This window comes from Anabaena azotica FACHB-119 (genome assembly GCF_014697625.1).
GTDB lineage: Bacteria > Cyanobacteriota > Cyanobacteriia > Cyanobacteriales > Nostocaceae > Trichormus > Trichormus azoticus_A.
Genome location: NZ_JACJSG010000009.1, coordinates 57,028 through 79,491, shown reverse-complemented (window position 1 = coordinate 79,491; position 22,464 = coordinate 57,028). Strand labels below are relative to the sequence as shown.

The following is a 22,464-nucleotide window of genomic DNA, read 5'->3' as shown; positions in this document are numbered from 1 at the left end:
CAGTTGTCAGTTATCAGTTGTCAGTTATCAGTTATTAGTTATTAGTTATCAGGTTATTTCCACTGTCCACTGTCCACTGTTCACTGATAACTGTTCACTGATAACTGTTCACTGAAAAGGTGCAGGTTCAAATACCGTCAGCACTTCTTTGACCATAATTTCGCGATCGCCACTGTAACGGCGTTCCTCATAGCAACCCAAAGGATTTTCCAACACATTTAATAAGCACTTATTGCAATAGGTGCAGGGTCTGTTGGGAACATCTTTGCCGGCTGCAAATTGCTTGACTAAATCGTTATTTGCTACTAATGGACGGGCAATACTGACCGCATCGCACAAGCCTTCATGGATGGCTTGATTAATGTAGGAAGCTTGTTGAAAACCGCCAGTGCAAATTACGGGAATCTTGACCTGCTTTTTAATTTCTGCGGCATGGCTGAGACTAATCCCCTGATACTTGTGCAATAGCGCCTGCATTTCCTTAGCTGATATATATTCCCGGAACGATGGGTCTAAATCAGCGTCTGTAAGCGGATTTTCTGTGATCAGGTGTTGTCTATGTTTGGGTTTGAGCCGATTCCACAAAAATGAGAAAATGGGACGTAGTAGCCGATAACGGAACAGCAGATAATTACGGAAGGTGTAAATTCCACTGGAAAGCATGAGATCGTACCATCGCAGGGCATCCTCAAAGGGAAAATCACCGATTGGATTCAACGGATGGGGAAAAATGCTACCAGTAGAGACATGAATGGCATCGGCTCCTGCGGCTTCCACCCATTTACAGACCTGGATAGATTCTTCTAGTGTATTCCCTGGTTTCTCCCAAGGAATCACCGCATTGTTGTATTCCACGGCGCTGATTTTGACTTGCAGATGAAAGTCATTTCCCACTTCCTGGCGGATAGCCCGAATTACATCGAGCAGAAAACGGGCGCGGTTTTCTAAACTCCCACCGTACTCATCTTGACGGTCATTAATTCCTGAACTGAGAAATTGTGTAAATAGATAGCCATTAGCGCTATGCAGTTCCACACCATCTAGTCCGGCTGCACGCGCACGACGAGCGCCAGCAGCAAAGGCGGCGATAGTTTCTTGAATTTCTGTCTTGGTCATTGATTGACAAAGCAACCCATGAAAAGACTCTGTTTGACTGGTTGAACTCAGAGCTTTTTTGTTGAGATTTTCAATCCCGGAAACATCTTGCTGACGACCCGAATGGCTCAGTTGCATCAGCAGTTTGCAATCATACTCATGCACCTTGTTACCTACTTCTCGCCAGAAGGGAATGCGTGCATCGCTGTCAATTGTGGCATAATTAGGAATAATTCGCCCGCGAATGGTTACGGGAACAAAAGATGTAATAATTGCCCCCACACCGCCACGGGCAAATTTCTCTTCCCAATTAATCCGGGCTTGGTTGCCAGAACCGTCATAATTGTCAAATCTGCCGGAAATATTCGAGCGAAAAATTCTATTTTTAACTGTTAAATTGCGAAAATGTAGTGGTTCAAAAAGATTATCAGCCATAAGTTATTTACCAAAACGCTGGTGTCTAAAAAAGAGGCGGCTGTCGCCGTAGGAGGAGGCGATAAATTCAGATGTTGTTTTAATTTTTCCAATCAATTGAGCATTACGGCGATACTCAGACTCTGGTATTTTATTAGTTTCAATCTGTTGCGAATCAATTCCATAAACAGAAAATATCGTTGTTCCAGGTTTAATCGTTGCTAAGTCTTGGCGAAAATCATGTTCAGGACTTGCGGAAAACTGCACGGCTTGGCTGGGAACTAAAAATAGTTGCATGGGATAGAGAGGATGAGCCACCTTTCGACCCTGTTGATCAATTTCACCTAATTTTTTTAACGATATTTTTGTGGGATATCGAGTCACTCTCTTAAAGATGAGATTGATCAATTTGGGGCCAATTTCTCTGACAACGGGAACAATGTTGGAAAACTCATTGGCGAAGAAGTTGTAGTTTTTTCCCTGTCCCGTTAAGGAAACGAGAGCGGAAAAATCTTCGGAAGCATTGCTATCAATTAACCATTTGATGGCAAGACCCGGAGCAAATCCGCGATCGCTAGGATCACCTGTGAGTGATAATCGCAACAGACCATAATCTGCCCCTCTAAACAATCCTGTAAACGGGGTGTTATCGGCGGGAATGAATTGAATTTTGGCGACACTGGCACGGGCATGAATTGCTTTTTTCCAGTTTGCCGGGGCTTCATCGGATGCGTAGTCCATTTTTGCTCTTAAAGGAGTCAGAAATAGACCGATGACATCAATTTTTGGCAGAGGAGGCAGTTGTTCATACTGGGTTTTCACAATCCTTTCATTCCACAGAAATTCCTGCTTTTGTTTCGCAGTCCACGATGGGTAAGCTGTGGGCAGTGCATCGGGATTATGCGGTTTCACCTGAGAATCATGGACTTGTTCTGGGCTGATCATATGGGGCTGGGGACTGGGGATTGGGGACTTTTGAAAGTAAGGGTTTTATGTTGATGATTGGTTAATGTTTTAATATCCTTCTGTGTTAATACCGTTTCTTCAAGAAGCACTTTATTCTTGACTGTAGAGACGTTGCCTGCAACGTCTCTACATTATTTATTTGGCTAAGGGGAGGTGTCGTAGGCGGTGGGGTTGTTTTTCTGCGCCTTCACGTAGAAATGTTATTAGCTATCAGGCCGCTATGGTTGCACCAAAAACATCTGCTTATTTAAACAATTTTCTCCAGGGAGCAAAAGCATTGTTGAGACCTGTATGTGCAAGGGACAATTCAGGGTAGTGGCGACGCAACACGGTTAACATGGTGTTGTTATCAATCCAATCCAGCCCAAATTGGGTATATACTTCTGCTCGATAATCTTTTGTGAAGAAGCGATCGCTCTTTAAGCGTCGTGATGCCATGAGAATAAATACTCTAAAGGCTGTATCGCTGAAGCCAAATCCCTCTGGTAAATCTTCGGCGAACATCCCCACCATCAAATCAACGCTATCGATGTCATTGTTGTAGACTTCGCGCAACTCTTTCGCCCACTGCGGGTTAGAGGTAATCTCCTCAAAGGACTTGACTCGACCACGACCAATCAGTTCCCGGAAACGGTTATAGCGAGGAACCCCACGTTCGCGATCGCGTAAAATATCGACTGCGGCTAGGTCAAATACTTCGCCATTATCCCGCACCAACTGTTGCAAGAAGCGCGGGTAATTGTGTAAGGTAATTGCCCCTGGATGTGCAACGCCCAAGGAATAGAATAAGTCGGTGATGGGAACGGCTTCAACGAGCGCCCGCGTGCGTTTGCCAGATGCTTCAAAGAAATCCTTCTTCTCCAGCAGTTTCCCTGTTTTCAGTTCGTGGATTTCAAACTCATCGGGAATTAACGGGTGCAACCGATAAACAGATACAAACTCTTCTGTCAAATAGTAGGGGGCTGTATGGTGATCTGTTGACGAACCAACAATTCCGCTTAATAACTCGCCATCCCCAATTCGACCAAACCATCGTTTTATATCCTGTCCAAGTAGTCCATACCAGTTGGCATTCATACCAATTTGCAGGGCAGGATGGGCGAGGATACCGGGTGTCCATTCTACGGTGTGAATTTTTGCCATTAAGGCAGCATTAATTAACCGCGCATGGTCGTAGAGTGTATTATCATTCCAATCAGGATACCGCCGCTTGAGTTCATCGCAGAGGGTGTTATGTTCCTTAACAAACAGAATATGCAGCAAACTCAACCCGACCCACCAATTATCATTGGAACCTGTGAGGTCAACACCTTTTTCTGGGTCTAAAGGTAGCAGTCCATCATCGCCGATTGTTAGCTTCCCATCCACATGAGAACGTAGTTTATCGGCTGATTTTTCATCATAGCCATAGATTTGTGAGCCATCCCACCAATGAGTTGAATCACTAATAAATGTTGGTGGCCCTGATTTATCTCCTTCAGGACGAGAAGGATCTGCCTCGGTTTGGGGTACGTTCATCGGACGGTACTCTTCAGGCCAAGGATCACCCTTTTCTAGAGGAATTTCCAACTTCTTGGTGGGATGGTGTTTATGCACAAACCAATCATGGTTCTGGAATTGTATCCATGCAGCCGCCAGAATATTTAATGTAGTTGCAGGGATAAACTCTTTTCGCGTCATCAACGCCAAACTTACTTGACGCGGGTTGGGCTTCATCAAATTCTGTTCATCTGGGTAAGCTTCCTTTAACGGCACATTGCGCCCAAAACGAGTACCAATCATTCCCATTTCTGGATGCTCTAGGTCGTTATAACTGCCATCAAATGTCCGAGTCTTGAGATACCGTTTTTCAGGATCTGGCAAAGGTTGAGGTAATTTATCTTTATTTGGGAGTTGCGATGTATCGTGCAAATTCTGCCGCCGCAAGGTGTCACGGAACTGATTTAAGCGCAAAAGTGCCAAAATAAGGATTTGTCGATGCCAAGGCTTGTTGGGCATTGTGGAAACTCCTCTTATTTTTAATTTTGAAAAGTTTTTGATAGCTGAAGATAGATTATTCTTCAGTATGACTAACAGGATTTACGCATTAACTCATATCTTGCACCACTCTGTTATTGCGAAAATCTGAGCTTGAAACCCTTATGATTTCGTAGGGTGGGGAGTGCAGGGAGCCATATGCTTATTGAGAAGGTGCAAGATGTCAGTTAAGATTGTCTGTTATGACTGAGTGTAAAAATCCTTAATTTTTCATTAATTGGTATTGTCAGGGTTAGCAAAACTATATGACGATAATCCCGTTGTCTCAGAACAAGATTGCATTTATATAGTTACTAAAAATATCAAATATTTTTAGTGGCAGTAGGGCGCTGCACTGCCCACAAAAACAATGCTCCGGTGGGCAGCGCTCTACAGGTACTGAGATTTTTTCAGGAATCAAATCGGATTCCTATATTTAGATACCTACAATAGTCAGTCTCAGCAAAACAAAAACTTCACTCCTTTTCAGCTTTCAAAAGCGTATTGACCGCAGAAAAAGTTAATGATTTTTTAACTCTTGAAAAAAGTTAGTATTTTAAATATATTGCGAAATCATTTTCAAAACTGGTCAATTATTCATGCCCACCTAGTTCAATTATTTATACATTAAATAATTGAAATAACAACTATATTTTGGTTGTGGACATTTTTAGTTTTATTTCACAATATTTAGTTTCTAAATTTTTTCAAAAGATTAGTGGATAAAATAACCTCTATAAAGAGATTTTTTTATGCCTACTTGTTAAAGTATGCCTGAGCAAATCAGATAATGGTTTGTTTATTCAGAAATATTTACATAAAAATTTGCTAGATACTGTTCTTTCCCTATGGATGAGAATGTTCTAACCTCTAGTCTCTAGCCTCTCGCCTCTGTTAGGTTTTACTGCTTCTATGTGAACAACTTTGATTCCTTTGTTAATAATTTTTTTATGTTTTCATCCTCGTGAAGGTATTTGATTGATAACAACTTGCAAGGACGACTCCAAAAGATGCAGCACAAAAACTGATATCTTTCAGTTCCTGTGAGGGGAATTAATTGATAGAAACCACCACAAAAAAAGGATTTATATAATTTTAACAGCGTTTCAGTCCCCGTGAGGGGGATTAGTTGATGGAAACGCATAAGTAAACTTACCCATTTCCCTGATAGTAAAGTTGTTTCAATCCCCGTGAGGGGAATTAGATGATGGAAACTTTGGGGGAGTGTGAGCTTCAGAACAACGGCACAATGTTTCAATCCCCGTGAGGGGAATTAGTTGATGGAAACTCATCTCTTATGCGACTGAGGACACTTCGGTTTATGTTTCAATCCCCGTGAGGGGAATTAGTTGATGGAAACACAGATTTAACTTGGCAGGAATTGCAAACGGCATTGTTTCAATCCCCGTGAGGGGAATTAGTTGATGGAAACAAAGAATGAGTTGTCGTGGTGGCAGCTACGAAACTGTTTCAATCCCCGTGAGGGGAATTAGTTGATGGAAACTGCCAACATAACTTTTTTAATCTTATCTTTCTTAATTAGTTTCAATCCCCGTGAGGGGAATTAGTTGATGGAAACAACTAATAGGTTAGTGGCTCAATTCGGTATTGACGAGTTTCAATCCCCGTGAGGGGAATTAGTTGATGGAAACAAAAAAATATCAGATACCAATAAAAAGGTAACTGATGTTTCAATCCCCGTGAGGGGAATTAGTTGATGGAAACCCAAACTAATCTGATTATTCCTAGTTATCCCCGTAGTTTCAATCCCCGTGAGGGGAATTAGTTGATGGAAACCGATTTAGGCGAATTGGTACAATCATTACCTTTTGTTTCAATCCCCGTGAGGGGAATTAGTTGATGGAAACATACAGTCATTTTACAAACTCCTTAAATAAATCAACGTTTCAATCCCCGTGAGGGGAATTAGTTGATGGAAACGTTAAAAAGTCTCCCCAACACAGATTGTTCCCAGGAGGTTTCAATCCCCGTGAGGGGAATTAGTTGATGGAAACTTTTACAGGCTTATTCAACAACGCAAACGTTGAATTGTTTCAATCCCCGTGAGGGGAATTAGTTGATGGAAACATTATGTATTCAAGAAAATTTTATCCTTACGACTTGTTTCAATCCCCGTGAGGGGAATTAGTTGATGGAAACTTGATGCGAAAAAGTGTTGATGAAAGAAGTTACGCCAATGTTTCAATCCCCGTGAGGGGAATTAGTTGATGGAAACTTGGCGATCGCTGAATTGATTGTAATATCAATCTCGCGTTTCAATCCCCGTGAGGGGAATTAGTTGATGGAAACTTGAAAAAAGATTGGATATATGCCGATTACGGCAGTTTCAATCCCCGTGAGGGGAATTAGTTGATGGAAACCTTGGGCATTTTGAGTAACAATAGAAGTAATAGAAGGTTTCAATCCCCGTGAGGGGAATTAGTTGATGGAAACGTAAATATGAGCAATTGTTAATGAAAAACACTGGCTGTTTCAATCCCCGTGAGGGGAATTAGTTGATGGAAACTTGGGATCTCTTGCGTTAGTAGATGAAGATCATCCTTTGTTTCAATCCCCGTGAGGGGAATTAGTTGATGGAAACCATCACGCCATTGGCTAGAACTTGGGTAAATGGCGCGTTTCAATCCCCGTGAGGGGAATTAGTTGATGGAAACAATTTCAGGTTCAATATTTAAAGAATTAGGACTTACGCACTGTACAAAATAACTATCTTGTGTATCACAGTAAATAGGTTGTTTCAGGCTTTTGTCAATCACACTTGATTGCTTGTGATCGCCAAAATATTGTGGAAGAATTTAGCTCTAAGCCTTGAAAACTATACCTGTTATTTTGGCTTCTCTGTCAATGCGTAAGTCCTAAGAATATTTTGGAAAAGTTTCAATCCCCGTGAGGGGAATTAGTTGATGGAAACACATCAGCCGAATTGCGATCGCGCTTCCCATTATGTTTCAATCCCCGTGAGGGGAATTAGTTGATGGAAACCTGGGTTGGAGTTGCGTCCACGCACTTGGCTGAACTTGGGTTGTTTCAATCCCCGTGAGGGGAATTAGTTGATGGAAACGATAACTTTCAAGGAACTCTAACAGATGACGACGGACGTTTCAATCCCCGTGAGGGGAATTAGTTGATGGAAACATCCTCAGAGCTGCTTACCGCGATTTAAGTAATGAAGTTTCAATCCCCGTGAGGGGAATTAGTTGATGGAAACTGCAATCAATTGAAAAATATTTCCAAGGAGATGTAGTTGTTTCAATCCCCGTGAGGGGAATTAGTTGATGGAAACCAAATTCTGATTGGGACAAGTAATCAAAAGCTCATGTTTCAATCCCCGTGAGGGGAATTAGTTGATGGAAACTTCTGTGATTGTGCCTTTGAAGTTTTGCGCCAACGCAAAGTTTCAATCCCCGTGAGGGGAATTAGTTGATGGAAACGAGCCATAGGTAAAGCTGGCGAGGCTGTATCCCAAGCGTTTCAATCCCCGTGAGGGGAATTAGTTGATGGAAACTTCCAGCGTTAGCCCCCCATCAAAGCCCAAAACTCAATGTTTCAATCCCCGTGAGGGGAATTAGTTGATGGAAACCCTACCCTCAGCCATTGATCCGAAGGAATGGGAGAAAGTTTCAATCCCCGTGAGGGGAATTAGTTGATGGAAACACTAAACGGGCTTTGCAAGTCAAACTCAATCGTAGGTTTCAATCCCCGTGAGGGGAATTAGTTGATGGAAACTGCTCAGTACTGAAACTTAACTAGAGCAAGGTTCCTGGGAAGCGATTTGGCGGGTGGAAAATAATGGTCATTTTCAGCCGCGCTTATTGCAAATAATTTGCAACTTCCCTAATTATGGAAACGCTGTAATTATTATGTTGTCAAGGTTCTGGGGATTTTGGCGGGTCTCCAGGGTTTTTGCGCCCGCTTCGACTTGCCAAACATCAAATTGGTGACTTAATCATAATATGAGTATCTAATATTGTCGAGTGTTTTGGGAAGTGTAATCTTAGAAAGGTGAGTATCGGATGGAAAAATACAGTCCATTTTCTTGGAGCGATCGCTTCTCGCCTTCTACTGATGTCAAGGGAATTCCCCAATCTAACCTCGCCCAAAAGTTATCACCCTGTCTCCATAGTAACCCTAAACCTGTACCTACCAAAGTATCCGGTGATGGGTTTTGTCCCTTGTAATTCCAACCTGTACCTATATCAATAAAAGGTGTAAGTTGTAATACACCACCAATTCCAGTAGCACGGACTATAGGCAACCGCAATTCTGCTGAGAAAAGCATTCCGTTATCTGTCAGCAATAAGTCTTGACGATAGCCGCGCACACTTAGCTGTCCTCCCAAACCAAATTGTTCTAAGGGTACTAATGAATCACTGGCTAGTTGTATATCACCCCTGGCTAAAAATAAAGTTTCTGGGGCTAGCTGGCGTAACCACTGCGCCTGTCCTCGCCAAGCAGAGAAGCGGCTATCTGGCTGATCGCTGCTGATATTGGCATCAAACCAACTCAAACCCCAGCTAAATTGCGATCGCAAGGCAAATACTTGCTGTTGACTGCGTTGGGTATACTCTTGAAAAAAGCGTAGGGCAGAAATTCTCGTTGCACCATTAGCATCTGCACCAGGGGAGAGGCGAAACGGCCCAATATTATCAATACCTAACTCCGTTTGACTTTCCTGACGGGAGAAAGATAATCCTATTGCTAGTTCCTGGGTTGGTTTGTGCAATAGCGGTTGTTTATATCCTAACTCGTAAGAGTAGGTATTCGATTGAATATCCAGAACGCTAAATGGTCTTTCAATAACGTGATTCCACCCTTGGTTAAAACCAAAGAATACAGTACCGTTGCGGGCATTAATCGGCAAAGTGTAGTTGAGGCTGACCGTATTACTACCATCAGTATTAGTATAACCCACGCTGAGGGTATCACCCAAACCCAGTAAATTTGCTTGTTCGATGTCTACTCCCCGGCGGAAACTACCTACACTTGGCGATCGCCCATTATCTAAAGTTGCTGTTAACTCGAATGTATCTGCTTCTTCCACTTCCACCTGCAAAATGTTAGTCCCTGGAGTGACACCAGATTGCAACTCTGCTGACAGATTTTTGATACGCGCATCAAGGCGTAGCAGTTGGAGAGTTTCTAGTAAACGGGGTATATTTAGGGGTTGAGTAGCACCTAATTGGATGCGATCGCGAAGATATTGACTTTGCAATCGCCTATTGCCAATAATTTTGATTTCTTGTATGCTGCCTTCAATAACTTGAATCTTCACAACTCCCGCTTCTAATATTTGCGGTGCAATTAACGCCCCCGTCGTTGCATAACCTTTATCTGTATACAGTTTCGTAATCGCATCTCTAACTTCTAACAAGTCTGCAAAGGTAATTTCTCGCTTGATCAAAGGATTTGTAATTGCGGCAAACTGTTCTGGTGTAAAAACTGTACTACCAACCACCTCTATCCGATCAACCTGAAATTTCGCATCTGGATCATCCTGTCCCGACGGTTGATTTTCTATTTGAGGTGGAGGTAATAATTGTTCCTGGTTTAATGGCTGCGAGGAATTAACAGGAATATCATCAAATCTATCCGGTGATAAGTTGCGGGGATAAGGGTTTTGGGCAATTACTCCGCTACTAGGTTCTACACAGAATGCCGATTGATGATGAAATATTGCTATTAATAAAGATGCAAATATTAAAGGTTTTAATCCACACCAAAGATTTAACGACCCTTTCATAATTACGAATATCTCATATAATCGCCGCCAAGATGTAGTGAGGATACAGTAACGTAGCTTATTTAAATGATAATCGCTGGATGTTTAGCAGAATTTACCAAATACTGGAATATAGATTTATGGCGCTTTCTACTCTGCTGAGTTACACAATTATTGGCGTGCATTTGTGTCTACCGTTATCTCTCCGTTGTTAATAAAACGTGAGTTCGACAAGCGTTGTTTTGACCTCACCCCCAACCCCTCTCCTTCGAGGAGAGGGGTTGGGGGTGAGGTTTTCGTTTCTCCTCCCTCGCCCAGTAACTATGGAATCTTACGCCGGGATATGCACCAGAGTAAGAAGGTGATTTTTTCGTTTCTCCTCCCTCGCCTGACGGAGACGCTACGCGAACGCCTTTTAGGAGAGGGAGGTTGGGAGGGAGAGGTTCATCGAACTCACGTTAATAAAGATTGCTATATCAAAGTTTTTAGCACTTGTTTTGTTAACATGAATAATTGCATCAGGCTACATCCTACAGATGCAATAACTAAATCGTAATCAGCTAATCTACTGTTATTTTTGCGATTAATTAAAGACTTTCTAAGTAAATACCGTATATTGTGATTCAAATAATATCTCAACAGAAAAAATCCCCTAACTTTCATTATGGGGATTTCTTTATTACCTATTGCTTCTTCACCTATTTAACTAGGACTTACGCACCGAGTTTATCTCTGACTTTTCACGTTATGTGGAAAAGTTAACAGCAGACCTAACCCCCCAGCCCCCTTCCCTTCAAGGGAAGGGGGAGAAATCAAAGCCTCTCTCCTTGTAGGAGAGAGGTTTGGAGAGAGGTCTTTCAGATCCCGTGAAAAGTCAGAGTTTATCTATGGAGGTAGGGTGTAAGGGTGTAAGGGTTTAGGGGTATAGGTTGAGAGTTTTTACACCCCTATACCTCAATACGGTTCAGTTAAGGCTAAATTGGGCAGAAACATTAACTAAATATCTAAATTCATCGGCGTTTATCGGCGTTTATCGGCGGTTAATTATTCTTATCTAAACCGTATTGCCCTATACCCCCATACCCTTGCCTACACCCTTGATTTTTCGTTTTCATGCGTAAGTCCTATTAACATCGGCTAGGAGTGCAAAATCCTTCTCCTGAAAGGGTTGCAGCCCGAATTGCTGCTATGGGGAATTTGGGAGTGCGATCGCTATATAATAAACCGTTGGCTTCTTGGAAGGTGTCGGTAAATTGGGTGTAACAGAAACCACTGAATAGTTCAATACTATTGACGGTTTCCAGTAGGGCAGAGTATTTCATTTCTAATTCGGAGACACTCCAACACCGCTCATATCCCCAAGCTTTATCTGCACCGGGTTCGTCTTCTGGCGCATAAGCAATACCACCAAACTCTGTCAGCATCACTGGTTGTCCTTGATGGGGATAGTTGTCCAGGGTGAGAATACGTCCACCAGGGCGTTTATGATTGAGCATATCCGACAGTTTCACCTCTGGGCCGTAACGCCGCAGTAGTTGCTGGGGCTTGGTGTCATAATCATGAATTGCTAAGATATCTGTATCTGTACTTTCCCAGCCATCGTTACCAATTACTGGACGAGTTGAATCGAGGGTTTTGGTTAAGTGATACATTGCCAAAACATAGTTGCGGTGCGCTGCTGTCTCAACTAAGTTTGGCACACCCCAAGATTCATTAAAAGGAACCCAAGCCACAATACAGGGATGGCTGGAATCTCGCTTGATAACTTCCGTCCACTCCCGCGTCATCCGTTCTACAGCTTTGCGAGTGAAGCGATAGGCGCTAGGCATTTCTTCCCATACCAATAAGCCTAAAACATCTGCCCAATATAAGAATCGGGGGTCTTCAATTTTTTGGTGTTTGCGGACTCCGTTGAAACCCATTGCTTTGATTAGTTCTACGTCGCGCCGCAAGGCTTCATCGCTGGGTGGAGTCATCAGGGTATCTGGCCAGTAGCCTTGGTCAAGGACGAGGCGGAGATAGTAGGGGCGACCATTGAGCATAAAGCGATCGCGCTGTATACTTACCATCCGCATGGCTGTGTAAGATTTTACCTCATCCAGTAGGCGATCTTCACCCCACACTTCAATTTCTGCATCAATTAGCGTTGGCTTTTCCGGACTCCACAATAATTCGTTGCGGAAATCATCAATTCCCGGATCACCAAGGGCGATGCGACGATTAATTTCTCCGTTCAATACATCGTAGGTATCATTCGCCAACACCTTATCGCCAATGCTCAATTTCATCCTGATTTGTACGCCACCAACAGGTAGTTCACCCGCCAACCCTGCTTCAAAAGCCACTTCCCAGCGTTCAAAGTCGCAATTCCAGCACAGATGACCGAGATAAGTCTTACCCACTCGCTCAACCCAGACGGTTTGCCAAATACCGCTAGTGCGGGGATACCAAATACTGTGGGGTTTCAATTGCCAATCTTGCTTCCCGCGAGGCTTGGCGAGGTCTAGCGGATCATCTTGCGCCCAAACTGTGACTTTTGTTGTACCACTGTCATTTAAGGCATGGGTAATATCGAGGGAGAAATTAGTGTGTCCGCCTTCATGTTCGGCTATGTATTTATCGTTCACCCACACACGCGCCCGGTAGTCTACTGCACCGAAGTGTAACAGCAATCTGCCATCACCTGCTGGTGTGGTAAATTCCCGTTCGTACCAACAGTTGGGGTGAAAATTTGTCTCGCCTATACCACTTCTAGTTGATTCCGGGGCAAATGGCACTTCTATCAGATGAGTCCATTGCTTGAGGTCGCTGGGTTGCACACATTGACCTTCGTCGTCATATGCAAACTTCCATAAACCATTGAGGTTTTGCCAGTGCGATCGCACCAACTGTGGGCGTGGATGTGCGACTCTTCTCCAGTCAACAGCTTTATCTTCGCTGCTCTTTACTGATAAGGCAACTTCACTATCATCAACCTTTATTAATTTCATTTATACCTCTTTTTTATTAAAATCGGTTATTCTCAATTCTTAAAATTAAGAACAATCTAACTAGAATATTGATGGCTTTTACAAGCAAAATATTTACATAAATTAATGTAATTACTGCTTTTTCTCTTTCATTCTTTCTTAGTTATAACGTTGTTTACCTACGGAAATACAAACTCATCAGTGTGCATCCGTATTCATCCTCTTTTATGGGCGGTTAATACTTTATTGCTTTAACTATTATAGAAATATATTGATTAGTTTGACTTCTACCAAAGGAATATAATTATACAAAATTTAGATAGTAATTACAGAGTTATGATAATTCTTGAGCGATATAGTTTAGTTAAGAATAATTAACCGCCGATAGTCTAGGATGTTCAAACTATGTTAATTAAGGTGAGGTTCAGTTCGTAGTAAGGACTTTAGTCCGAAGAAAAGGACTAAAGTCCTTACTACAAACCTGAAGATGAAGTGTTTTGTATAGTGCTATAGCTCATCAAAATTTATACAAAGTGACTTAAAAAGATTTAATAAATCGTCAATTTAATACGTCTTAGTAATTAGAAGTGAACTCGAACACAAGCCAGATGTAATTGTTTTGCAATAAAATTAACTTTATTTGCATACATCACCATTAAAGGCGGTATTGGCAATAATGATTGAACAGCAACACCCTGTAGATAGTACAGCAATATTTGAGCGATTATGGAATATTACCAAAGAACTACGCCAAAAAATAGACGCGCGTTTTGAACTACAGCCAGATCCGTCTACTAAAGATTTACAAACCTATAAGGCTCAAGTAGGCGCAGCGCATGGTTCGTTGAATACTTTTACAGGTAAAGAAATCAATTGGCTAGTGCATTCATGGTTGCGTGAACCACAATCAGGTTTTTGCAATATGCACTTAACTATTTGGTTAGGGTCACATATTCGCGTTCCCCATTTGGCGTTTGCGTTCGCCACTGTACCACATTTGTTTTTCTATATAGATTATATCGCTCGCAGTGATTTATTCACAGACTTAGATTACTTAGATCGCTATTATGAACCTGCAAATGAAAGATACCTATCATTTACCAATGATGAACGCTTCCAACAATATATTAGTAAAACTCTCTACATCCGTCAGGTACAATCTCAGACAAGTCTGTGTTACACAAGCCCAGTCACAGAGGAAACAATAGCGGCGCTAAGTTCTGTAGCTCATGAGATGATAGATCGGTGGTTGGTTTGGGTTGATGAAGCCGAACCTGTACCAGAGTCAGAACGTGCTGCTTTAGCCCAACGTGACTTAATTATGCGTCGGGCGATCGCCGAACGCGACCCAGATAATAAAATCGCAGTGCGGCTATTTGGCGAACAAATGACCGATAAATTAGTGCGATCGCTCTGGGGAGCAGATAGAATCATTAGTCATTAGTCATTGGTCATTGGTCATTAGTTATTCTCCCTCATCTCCATATTCCCCTCTTGGGAGGGGTTAGGGGTGGGTTTCCCTCATCTCCCCACTCTCTACCCGCGATTATGCGGCTCATCAAAATTAATCACAGGCCCTTTCGGTACAATACGAGTGGGGTTAACTTTGGGATGGCTTTTGTAATAATGGCGTTTAATGTGGTCAAGATTACAGGTTTCTCTCACCCCCGGAAATTGATAAAGTTCCTTGAGGTAATTCCCAAGATTTGGATATTCCACAATTCTATGGATATTGCATTTGAAATGCACATAATAAACTGCATCAAAGCGAAACAGTGTCGTAAACATACACCAGTCCGCCTCGGTAATTTGCTCCCCACATAAATAACGCTGCTTTCCTAATATATTTTCCCAGTATTCAAGAGCAGCAAATAAATCTGTTACCGCCTCATCATAGGCTGATTGAGATGTGGCAAAACCAGCACCATAAACACCATTATTGATAGGTTGATAAATTGCGTCTATAGTCTCGTCAATTGTCTTTTGTAAATGTTGTGGATAAAAATTGATATCTTTTTCAGCAAAAGACTCAAATTCTGTATCCAACATTCTCATAATTTCGCGGGATTCGTTATTAACTATCGTCCCGGTTTGCTTATCCCATAAAACCGGAACTGTTACGCGCCCACTATAATCAGGTTCAGCTTTGAGATAAACTTGCCAGAGGTATTGAGCGCCATTGACAGTATCAGGAATAGCACCAGGTTCATCACTAAATTCCCAACTATTTTGGTCAATTTCCGCAGCTACTACTGATAGACCAATAGCATTTTCTAGTCCCTTCAATTGGCGCATAATTGCCGTGCGACAAGCCCAAGGACAAGCCCAAGAAATATACAAATGATATCGTCCAGATTCAGCCTTAAATCCACTAGAACCATCGGCTGTAATCTGGTGACGAAATGTAGTTGAGGGACGGATAAATTTACCTTGGGAATCTTCTTGCTCCCGCTCTGGTATCCACTGACCATTTTTGAGAACACCCAGACCCATAATTTACTCCTTGGTCAGTTATCAGTTATCAGTTATCAGTTGAAAGCAAACATTCAGGTTTTGAACTATGGACTAATGACTATTCAGCATTAAGAATTTTGGGTACTTTGAAGAATTCGCCTTCTTGTTCAGGCGCACTGCTCAGAATAGCTTCTCTGTCAGCGTAGGGTTGCAGATCATCTTTTCTGGTGACGTTGCTGACATCAATTGCTCTTGTTGTGGGAGGTACATTAGTAACATCTAATTCATTTAGTTGTTCGACATAATCCAAAATACTCCCTAGTTGAGTAGTGAATTGTTCCTCTTCTTCTGGAGTTAATTCCAAACGTGCAAGCAATGCTACTTTACGGACTTGTTCGCGGTCAATCATAATTTTGTTAGTTGTCAGTGGTTAGTTGTCAGTGGTCAGTGGTCAGTGGTCAAAAACTAATGACCAATGACCAATGACCAATGACTAAAAGAATACGTCAATTTGCATCCGTCCGGTGGTTTTTAACCAGTTTTGCGCTTCGATGTAGTTATTGGGAGCCATGCGAATGGCGCGTACCCAATAGTCTGCGGCTTTGTCAAACAGTGCTTCGCCACCGTCGTTATCACCAGCTTCTTTGGCTTTTTCGCCTTGGTAGTGGTAAATAACGGCAATATTATTCAAGGCTTGGGGTAGCTTGGGATTATTTTCAATGGCTTGGTGATAAAGTTCTAGGGCTTTTTCGTGGTCGCCGTTGCTAGCATATATTAGCCCCATGTTGTAGAAAATATAACCGCGATCGTTGGTATCTTCTTCCAAGGTGAGGGCTTCTTCATAATATTCTAATGCTTCGGCATACTCCCCTTCTGCCTGCGCTGACATCCCATCTCGGTAATAAACGAAGGCTTCTTTAGCTTTTTTGTTGGTTGGCAGTATCTTGAGAATGATATCTGCCATGACAGTAAAGGATTTATCAATAAAATTATCGTTTTTTTGCGTTCTTGGCATATTGTGTTTCTATTGTTTTGGTAACGAGTGATCAGTCCTGAGTCCTGAGTAGTTTGTCAGTGAAAATAACCTGATAACTGTTAACTGATAACTGTTCACTGATTAAATCCCCAATCCCCAGTCCAATAGTTAATGTAACTGATTTAGAGAGCTATTCTGCTCTTCGAGGGGGATAATACAATCTGCATTGTTGTGTTTTGGGCTATTGACTAGGGTGCTGACTGGGTAGGCGGTCATTTCTGAGGCTGGATAGGGGGATAATAAGTGTTGTAACGCTTGGGGCTTTTGCTGTTGGGGATCTAACCACAAATCGTAATCTTGGGGGGAGAGAATTACTGGCATTCGGTCGTGGATGGGTTGCAGTAGTTCGTTTGCTGCTGTAGTGACAATTGTACAGGAGCTAATTTCCTCCCCATCAGGGTTTGTCCATTTTTCCCATAATCCCGCAAAGCCAAAGGGTTGCTCATCTCGTAGCCGAAAATAGAATGGCTGCTTTTTAGCCTGATGTCTTTGCCATTCATAAAAGCCATCAGCTACTACTAAGCAGCGTCTTTGCTTGAAGGCTGAACGAAAAGAGGGTTTTTCGGCAATAGTCTCGGCTCTGGCGTTGATGAGCTTGGTTGATATTGTCGGATCTTTCGCCCACGAGGGTATTAAACCCCATCGAAACTTGTGAAATTCTCGTTTGTTAGTTTCGGCGTTATGTAACAATGTCACTACAGTTTGCGTAGGTGCAATGTTATATTGAGCCTCTAAATCCAGCCGTTGCTGGACATGAAAAACTTCGGCTAATGCTTCTGCTGACTGGGTTAAAGTAAATCTTCCACACATATTGTTATTCTAACATATTGCATCAAAAAAAACATTTCTGTCTCACCTTAATTAACAGATTAATTTTTATTTATGCAAATAATTTTTATCTTTAATAAAAACATAAATTAAATAAGATAATTATCCTGTTAATCAAGAATACTTTTGTAAGATATTGTATTTTACACCTTAACTTCGTAACATATTCTCTATCTTAATTTCTACATGGAAACCTTACGTTTGTACGATTTTTTACCTTCAGGCAATGGCTATAAAGTGAGACTTTTGTTAACACAAATGGGTATGCCATTTGAACGAGTAGAAGTGAATATTTTGAAAGGAGAGAGCCGCAGTGTAGAGTTTTTAAGTAAAAATCCTAACGGGAGAATACCAGTTTTAGAAATTGCTCCAGGCAAGTATTTAGCAGAATCAAATGCTATATTGCTTTACTTGAGCGAATATACAGAATTTTTACCAAGCGATCGCTATTTAAAAGCCCAAGTCATGCAATGGTTATTTTTTGAACAATACAGTCATGAACCATATATTGCCACATCACGATTTTGGGTTTCTATTTTAGGTAAAGCTGAAGAATATCTTGCAGCTTTAGAACAAAAACGTGAACCTGGTTACGCAGCTCTCAAAGTGATGGAAAATCATTTGCAACACCGGAGCTTTTTTGTGGGTGAGCGTTACACAATTGCTGATATCGCCTTGTTTGCATACACTCACGTCGCTGATGAAGGTGGATTTGAGTTAACACAATTCCCCGCTATTCTAGCGTGGATAGAAAGAGTCAAATCTCAATCTGGGTATATTAGTATCACTCATGAACCGCAATTATGCTACGACTGGTAATTTGTCAGTTATCAGTTATCAGTTATCAGTTATCAGTTATCAGTTATCAGTTATCAGTTGTTATTCTTTGCCCTTCTGCTCTCCTTACTACCTTCCTAGTCCCTAGCCTAAGCGCCTCTATCCCTTCCTTATGTGTCAATCTCAATTAACTTTTGTCTCGAAGATAAACCAGATTTAATTGTGATATGAGATTTTGGCACAGCAAATTTTTCCGCTAAAAGTTTGATTAACTCTTCATTAGCTTTACCATCTACCGGAGGGGATTTTAGGTGTACTGTCAGGCTACCATCATCCTCTTCAGCAATTTTTTGTTGTTTGGAATTAGGTTTAACTTTAACCTTTATCTGCATAATATCATGTGCGCTTAAGTTCTTATCATATCTTGGTGGCTGGTAATGGGTAACAAGTAATGGTAGAAAATTAGGAATTAAACAAAAAACCCATCACTACCACAATGAGTAGAGACAGGATGATGGTTATTTTTCGGGAGTGTCAATAAATTGAAGGGAGTCGGGAGTAGTAATTTTTCCCCTACACCCCTATACCCTTACACCCCTAACTAGGGATATCTCTTACTACCAGCCCCTACTACGCCGATTTTGTGGCGATAAGAAAGTTCTGCACCGAACCAGCCAGAAGCGCTAGTTAGAGTACCAACAACTAGAGAGATTAATAGTCCCCAAGGTAAGATTCTGCCGTCAATATTACCCAAGCGGACAAGGAAGTTTACCAGTGTCAAAACGAGGATGGACACATTGAGAATTAAATGCACCCAACCAGCGTTACGCTTGCGGACACGTTCAATTTTTAAGAAGTCGCTTAAGCCTGTGGCGGCGGCGATGAGTCCGCCTCCTAAACCCAAGCCAATTAACCAGATAGAAGCCCTAGCCCAGAAGTAATCACGGGTTAGCCAGTAACCGAAGTCGCTACCCAAGGCGGCGGCTAGGAAGGCGATGGGGAAAATCACGCTGAGGGGGTGGAGGGGGTGTCCGGCGATCGCCACTGTACTTGGTACACCTGTATCACGATACTCGCGATCGTCTGTTTCAATAATGGGGGGAATATTCGGAAATGGAGAGGAAGCAGAGGAACCTGTAGTAGTTGTATCTGTGGTTTCCATAATTCAGTATCCTACTAGTTATTAGTTGAGGGAATTTGTTCTACATAAGCTTCCGCTTGCAGCGTGAGTTTGCCTGTTTCTACCTGTAGTCGCTTTAGTCGCAAACTCATACCTTCTAAATCGAAGTTGCTGAGGTTTAAAATTTCACTAGTTTGTTCTACGAACTCTTGTGTTAATTCTGGGGAAATTTCTGCTTCTTCGCCGTAGGTAACATTTTCCAGTGACACAGATGTGCCACTAGCATTAACTTGCGGTACGGCGGTGAAGGCAACCTTGTGAGTTTCGTTATTTTCAACTAAGAGAATGTCAGCATTTATTGCTACTTTTTCTTCACCTGGTAAGCGGAAGTCTATTTGTTGAGGCTTAACAGTTTTCAACTGCCCGTTAATATGTATTTTCTGGTTTTGAATTTTGGCAAGCACAAATTCAGAATTGAAGGCGCGGTTAATGTCTGCTTCTGTTAAAACAACCCGCGCACTACCGACTGTGGGTTTGGTCAGTTCAATTTTGCCAAAGGCTGCACTTAAAGGATTAATGGCAACATTATTGACCTGCATTTGCATTAACTCTACACGGAGGTCTTTTTGCATTACCAAACCTGCACCCTCAATCTTGACCTTATCCACCTGTCCCTGGACTATTTTCAGTGGATCGGTTTTGATATCTATATCGAGATTTTCGACTTCATCTAACTGGTTAGATAACCCGAACTCTGCCGCTTTACTCAGCGCCTGTTCTCCTAATCCGGGGGTTTCCGGCATTATTAATAAATCTCCCATAAAAATAAATATCTTTGAGTCAATTTAAACAAGTCAAATAAAAAAATTATCTATCTATAGATGGAGTAATTCTTGAATGCTTGTATGTCTAAAAGTAGAACTGTTTATTTCTATAAAAAAAATATTTATTTTCTATCCTGAGTTACCTAGTTAATCGCTCAAAAGAAGGAGGGAAAACTACAAAGAATTATGTCAACCTGAGATTAGTTAAAAATCCGACTACTTTCATGAGGAGAACTTCAGAATGGTATCAACTTTAGATGATGCAAAACGTAATGCTATCGGTGTAAAATTAGCTGATGTAAAACTACTTCAACAGTTGATTATTGAGAATGAGGAAAATTTTCTCAGAGAAACAACTGACGAAGAAATTTCTAGAAGACTTCGTGATTTCCTCGAAGATGACCGGAAGAACTTGGGCATCATAGAAACTGTTATCGTTCAATATGGCGTTCAACAACAACCAAGACAAACAGTCAGCGAAATGGTTGATCAAGTTCGCAAATTGATGCAAGGTTCTCAATTAAGCTTTTTTGAAAAAGTATCTAAGCACGAGTTGCTCAAGCATCAACAAGTAATGAGCGGTTTGTTAGTTCACAAAGCAGCCCAAAAAGTTGGTGCTGACGTATTAGCAGCCATCGGCCCCTTAAACGCCGTTAACTTTGAGAACCGCGCTCACCAAGAACAACTCAAAGGTATTTTAGAAATTTTGGGTGTGCGTGAACTCACTGGACAAGACGCAGACCAAGGTATTTGGGGACGAGTTCAAGATGCGATCGCCGCTTTCAGTGGTGTAGTAGGTAGTGCTGTTACCCAAGGTTCTGATAAGCAAGACATGAACATCCAAGACGTGATCCGTCTGGATCACAACAAAGTCAACGTCCTGTTCACAGAAATTGCTCAAAGCAACAACCCTCAAAAAATCCAAGAGTACTTCGGTCAACTCTACAAGGATCTAACCGCTCACGCTGAAGCAGAAGAAGAAGTACTCTATCCCAGAGTGCGTTCTTTCTACGGTCAAAGTGATACCCAAGAACTGTATGACGAACAAGCCGATATGAAGCGTCGGTTAGAGCAAATCAAGGCTATCAGCCCCTCTAATCCTGAAATCAAAGATAGAATTAAACAGTTGGCTGATGTCGTGATGGATCACGTTCGTCAAGAAGAAAGCACCTTGTTTGCTGCTATCCGCAACAACCTCAGCAGCGAGCAAACTGAGCAACTAGCTACTGAGTTCAAAGCTGCTAAGAGCAAGATTCAACAAAGATTAGCAGGTCAAGCTAGCGGCGCAGGTGTGTAATATCACCTATAATTAAGCAGCTAGATACCCATAGTTGAACATAACCAGTCCACGCCTCATTTGATGGCGTGGACTGGTTGTTTTGTGGGATATGGCTAGAGGCTAAGGGTTAGAGAATGAGGTTGATTATCAGTAAATATTAAGTAGGGTGTGTTACGGCAGTGTCAGTATTTGAGTATGAGCGACAGTATAAATTGCCGTAACGCACCGCTTTAACGCACCCTACTGGACTGGCAAGGCTAAAATGTGGCAATAGGTTTGGATAAATTTGAACGCAGATGAACGCAGATGAACGCAGATGAACAAGATGATAGATTTTTCGCTAATGCACAAGTTTAGGCTTGCCACGCCACTACTGGACTGGCAAGGCTAAAATAGTAGGGTGGGTATTGCCCACCACCTCCTTATTGAGAAGGTGCAAAATGTCAGTAAACCCATTCTTAACAGACAATCTTGGTGCGTAAGTCCTGGGTTAATTACTTATGCATAAGCGGGCTTGCAAGTTTATTTTTATTGGCGATCACAAGATAAGTTTCCGTTTACATTAACAATTGAACCCGGACGGCAACTAAGATAATCTGGTAATGTTGTTCTTATCCACTGACCATTTTGAGTTCGGCAAGTTGCTACCAAGTCACGACCCCTAGTGCTAATATTTCGGCAAGACTCAGTGTAACTTCCTGAAGCAGCATAAGCTGGTGTAAACATCATCTGAGCAGCAAATAAAGAACAAACTAAAATTGTTCTGTTCATGAGTATTACTCCTTACTTAATAGTAAAATGTGCTTATGTGATGTAGTGTAGTCTTTTTGATTTGTGTGATAAATCTCTTAGAAGATGTTGGTAAAGTATCAGCTAGTATTAGTTTCTTTGCTAATCTACTGAAAAGGGGATTTAGGGTGTTCAAGTGGTATTTAATACATCACTG

The 22,464-nt window shown here is 41.8% G+C and carries 16 protein-coding genes and 2 CRISPR repeat arrays; of the genes, 3 read left to right on the top strand and 13 right to left on the bottom strand.

Features of this window, described 5'->3' with window-relative positions; all coding sequences use genetic code 11:
* Positions 1–108 precede the first annotated feature (108 nt).
* The 5 genes from H6G83_RS08410 to H6G83_RS08390 form a co-directional block, all read right to left on the bottom strand.
* Positions 109–1,530 carry an NADH:flavin oxidoreductase gene (locus H6G83_RS08410; protein WP_190469845.1) on the bottom strand — a complete coding sequence of 474 codons (1,422 nt, stop codon included), beginning with the start codon at positions 1,528–1,530 and terminating at the stop codon, positions 109–111.
* A 3-nt stretch (positions 1,531–1,533) separates the two neighbouring features.
* On the bottom strand, positions 1,534–2,454 hold the full coding sequence (locus H6G83_RS08405; RefSeq protein WP_190469843.1) for a hypothetical protein: 921 nt from the start codon (positions 2,452–2,454) through the stop codon (positions 1,534–1,536).
* A gap of 264 nt (positions 2,455–2,718) precedes the next feature.
* Entirely contained in the window at positions 2,719–4,473 is a 1,755-nt protein-coding gene (locus H6G83_RS08400; RefSeq protein WP_190469840.1) for a peroxidase family protein, read from the bottom strand.
* Positions 4,474–5,522: 1,049 nt separating this feature from the next.
* A CRISPR array of direct repeats spans positions 5,523–7,166; the repeat unit is 37 nt; unit sequence GTTTCAATCCCCGTGAGGGGAATTAGTTGATGGAAAC.
* Between the two features lie 219 nt (positions 7,167–7,385).
* Positions 7,386–8,238: a CRISPR direct-repeat array (repeat unit 37 nt; unit sequence GTTTCAATCCCCGTGAGGGGAATTAGTTGATGGAAAC).
* A 268-nt stretch (positions 8,239–8,506) separates the two neighbouring features.
* Complete coding sequence (locus tag H6G83_RS08395; protein ID WP_190469839.1) at positions 8,507–10,252, bottom strand: ShlB/FhaC/HecB family hemolysin secretion/activation protein; 1,746 nt, start codon at positions 10,250–10,252, stop codon at positions 8,507–8,509.
* A 1,106-nt stretch (positions 10,253–11,358) separates the two neighbouring features.
* On the bottom strand, positions 11,359–13,221 hold the full coding sequence (locus H6G83_RS08390) for a glycoside hydrolase family 2 protein (RefSeq protein ID WP_190469836.1): 1,863 nt from the start codon (positions 13,219–13,221) through the stop codon (positions 11,359–11,361).
* Positions 13,222–13,876: 655 nt separating this feature from the next.
* On the opposite strand from H6G83_RS08390, the gene H6G83_RS08385 reads away from it, so the two are divergent.
* Positions 13,877–14,644, top strand: coding sequence for a red chlorophyll catabolite reductase (locus tag H6G83_RS08385; RefSeq protein WP_190469833.1), 768 nt, complete (start codon positions 13,877–13,879; stop codon positions 14,642–14,644).
* A gap of 92 nt (positions 14,645–14,736) precedes the next feature.
* Here H6G83_RS08385 and H6G83_RS08380 read toward each other — a convergent pair whose 3' ends face one another.
* From H6G83_RS08380 to H6G83_RS08365, 4 genes are all read right to left on the bottom strand, one after another.
* Positions 14,737–15,693, bottom strand: coding sequence for a glutathione S-transferase family protein (locus H6G83_RS08380; RefSeq protein WP_190469830.1), 957 nt, complete (start codon positions 15,691–15,693; stop codon positions 14,737–14,739).
* 79 nt (positions 15,694–15,772) lie between these two features.
* Positions 15,773–16,063 (bottom strand): Asp-tRNA(Asn)/Glu-tRNA(Gln) amidotransferase subunit GatC, encoded by a 291-nt coding sequence (gene gatC, locus H6G83_RS08375; protein ID WP_190469827.1) that lies wholly within the window; start codon positions 16,061–16,063, stop codon positions 15,773–15,775.
* Positions 16,064–16,147: 84 nt separating this feature from the next.
* The gene (locus H6G83_RS08370) at positions 16,148–16,669 is read right to left on the bottom strand and encodes a photosystem I assembly protein Ycf3 (RefSeq protein ID WP_190469825.1); all 522 of its coding nucleotides are present in this window, start codon (positions 16,667–16,669) and stop codon (positions 16,148–16,150) included.
* 129 nt (positions 16,670–16,798) lie between these two features.
* Positions 16,799–17,500, bottom strand: a complete 702-nt coding sequence (locus H6G83_RS08365; RefSeq protein ID WP_190469822.1) for an SOS response-associated peptidase — start codon at positions 17,498–17,500, stop codon at positions 16,799–16,801.
* A 204-nt stretch (positions 17,501–17,704) separates the two neighbouring features.
* Between H6G83_RS08365 and H6G83_RS08360 the strand changes: the two genes are divergently transcribed.
* On the top strand, positions 17,705–18,337 hold the full coding sequence (locus H6G83_RS08360; protein WP_190469819.1) for a glutathione S-transferase family protein: 633 nt from the start codon (positions 17,705–17,707) through the stop codon (positions 18,335–18,337).
* A gap of 128 nt (positions 18,338–18,465) precedes the next feature.
* Here H6G83_RS08360 and H6G83_RS08355 read toward each other — a convergent pair whose 3' ends face one another.
* From H6G83_RS08355 to H6G83_RS08345, 3 genes are all read right to left on the bottom strand, one after another.
* A complete protein-coding gene (locus H6G83_RS08355; RefSeq protein WP_190469815.1) occupies positions 18,466–18,687 on the bottom strand; it encodes a DUF167 domain-containing protein in 222 nt (73 codons plus the stop codon).
* 209 nt (positions 18,688–18,896) lie between these two features.
* Positions 18,897–19,457: a DUF2231 domain-containing protein gene (locus H6G83_RS08350; RefSeq protein WP_190469812.1), complete on the bottom strand. Its 561-nt coding sequence runs from the start codon at positions 19,455–19,457 to the stop codon at positions 18,897–18,899.
* A 14-nt stretch (positions 19,458–19,471) separates the two neighbouring features.
* The gene (locus H6G83_RS08345; protein WP_190470110.1) at positions 19,472–20,218 is read right to left on the bottom strand and encodes an LmeA family phospholipid-binding protein; all 747 of its coding nucleotides are present in this window, start codon (positions 20,216–20,218) and stop codon (positions 19,472–19,474) included.
* Positions 20,219–20,480: 262 nt separating this feature from the next.
* Between H6G83_RS08345 and H6G83_RS08340 the strand changes: the two genes are divergently transcribed.
* Positions 20,481–21,536: a hemerythrin domain-containing protein gene (locus H6G83_RS08340; protein ID WP_190469810.1), complete on the top strand. Its 1,056-nt coding sequence runs from the start codon at positions 20,481–20,483 to the stop codon at positions 21,534–21,536.
* Between the two features lie 510 nt (positions 21,537–22,046).
* Here the strand turns inward: H6G83_RS08340 and H6G83_RS08335 are convergent.
* Positions 22,047–22,289 carry a hypothetical protein gene (locus tag H6G83_RS08335; protein WP_190469807.1) on the bottom strand — a complete coding sequence of 81 codons (243 nt, stop codon included), beginning with the start codon at positions 22,287–22,289 and terminating at the stop codon, positions 22,047–22,049.
* Positions 22,290–22,464: the final 175 nt, after the last annotated feature.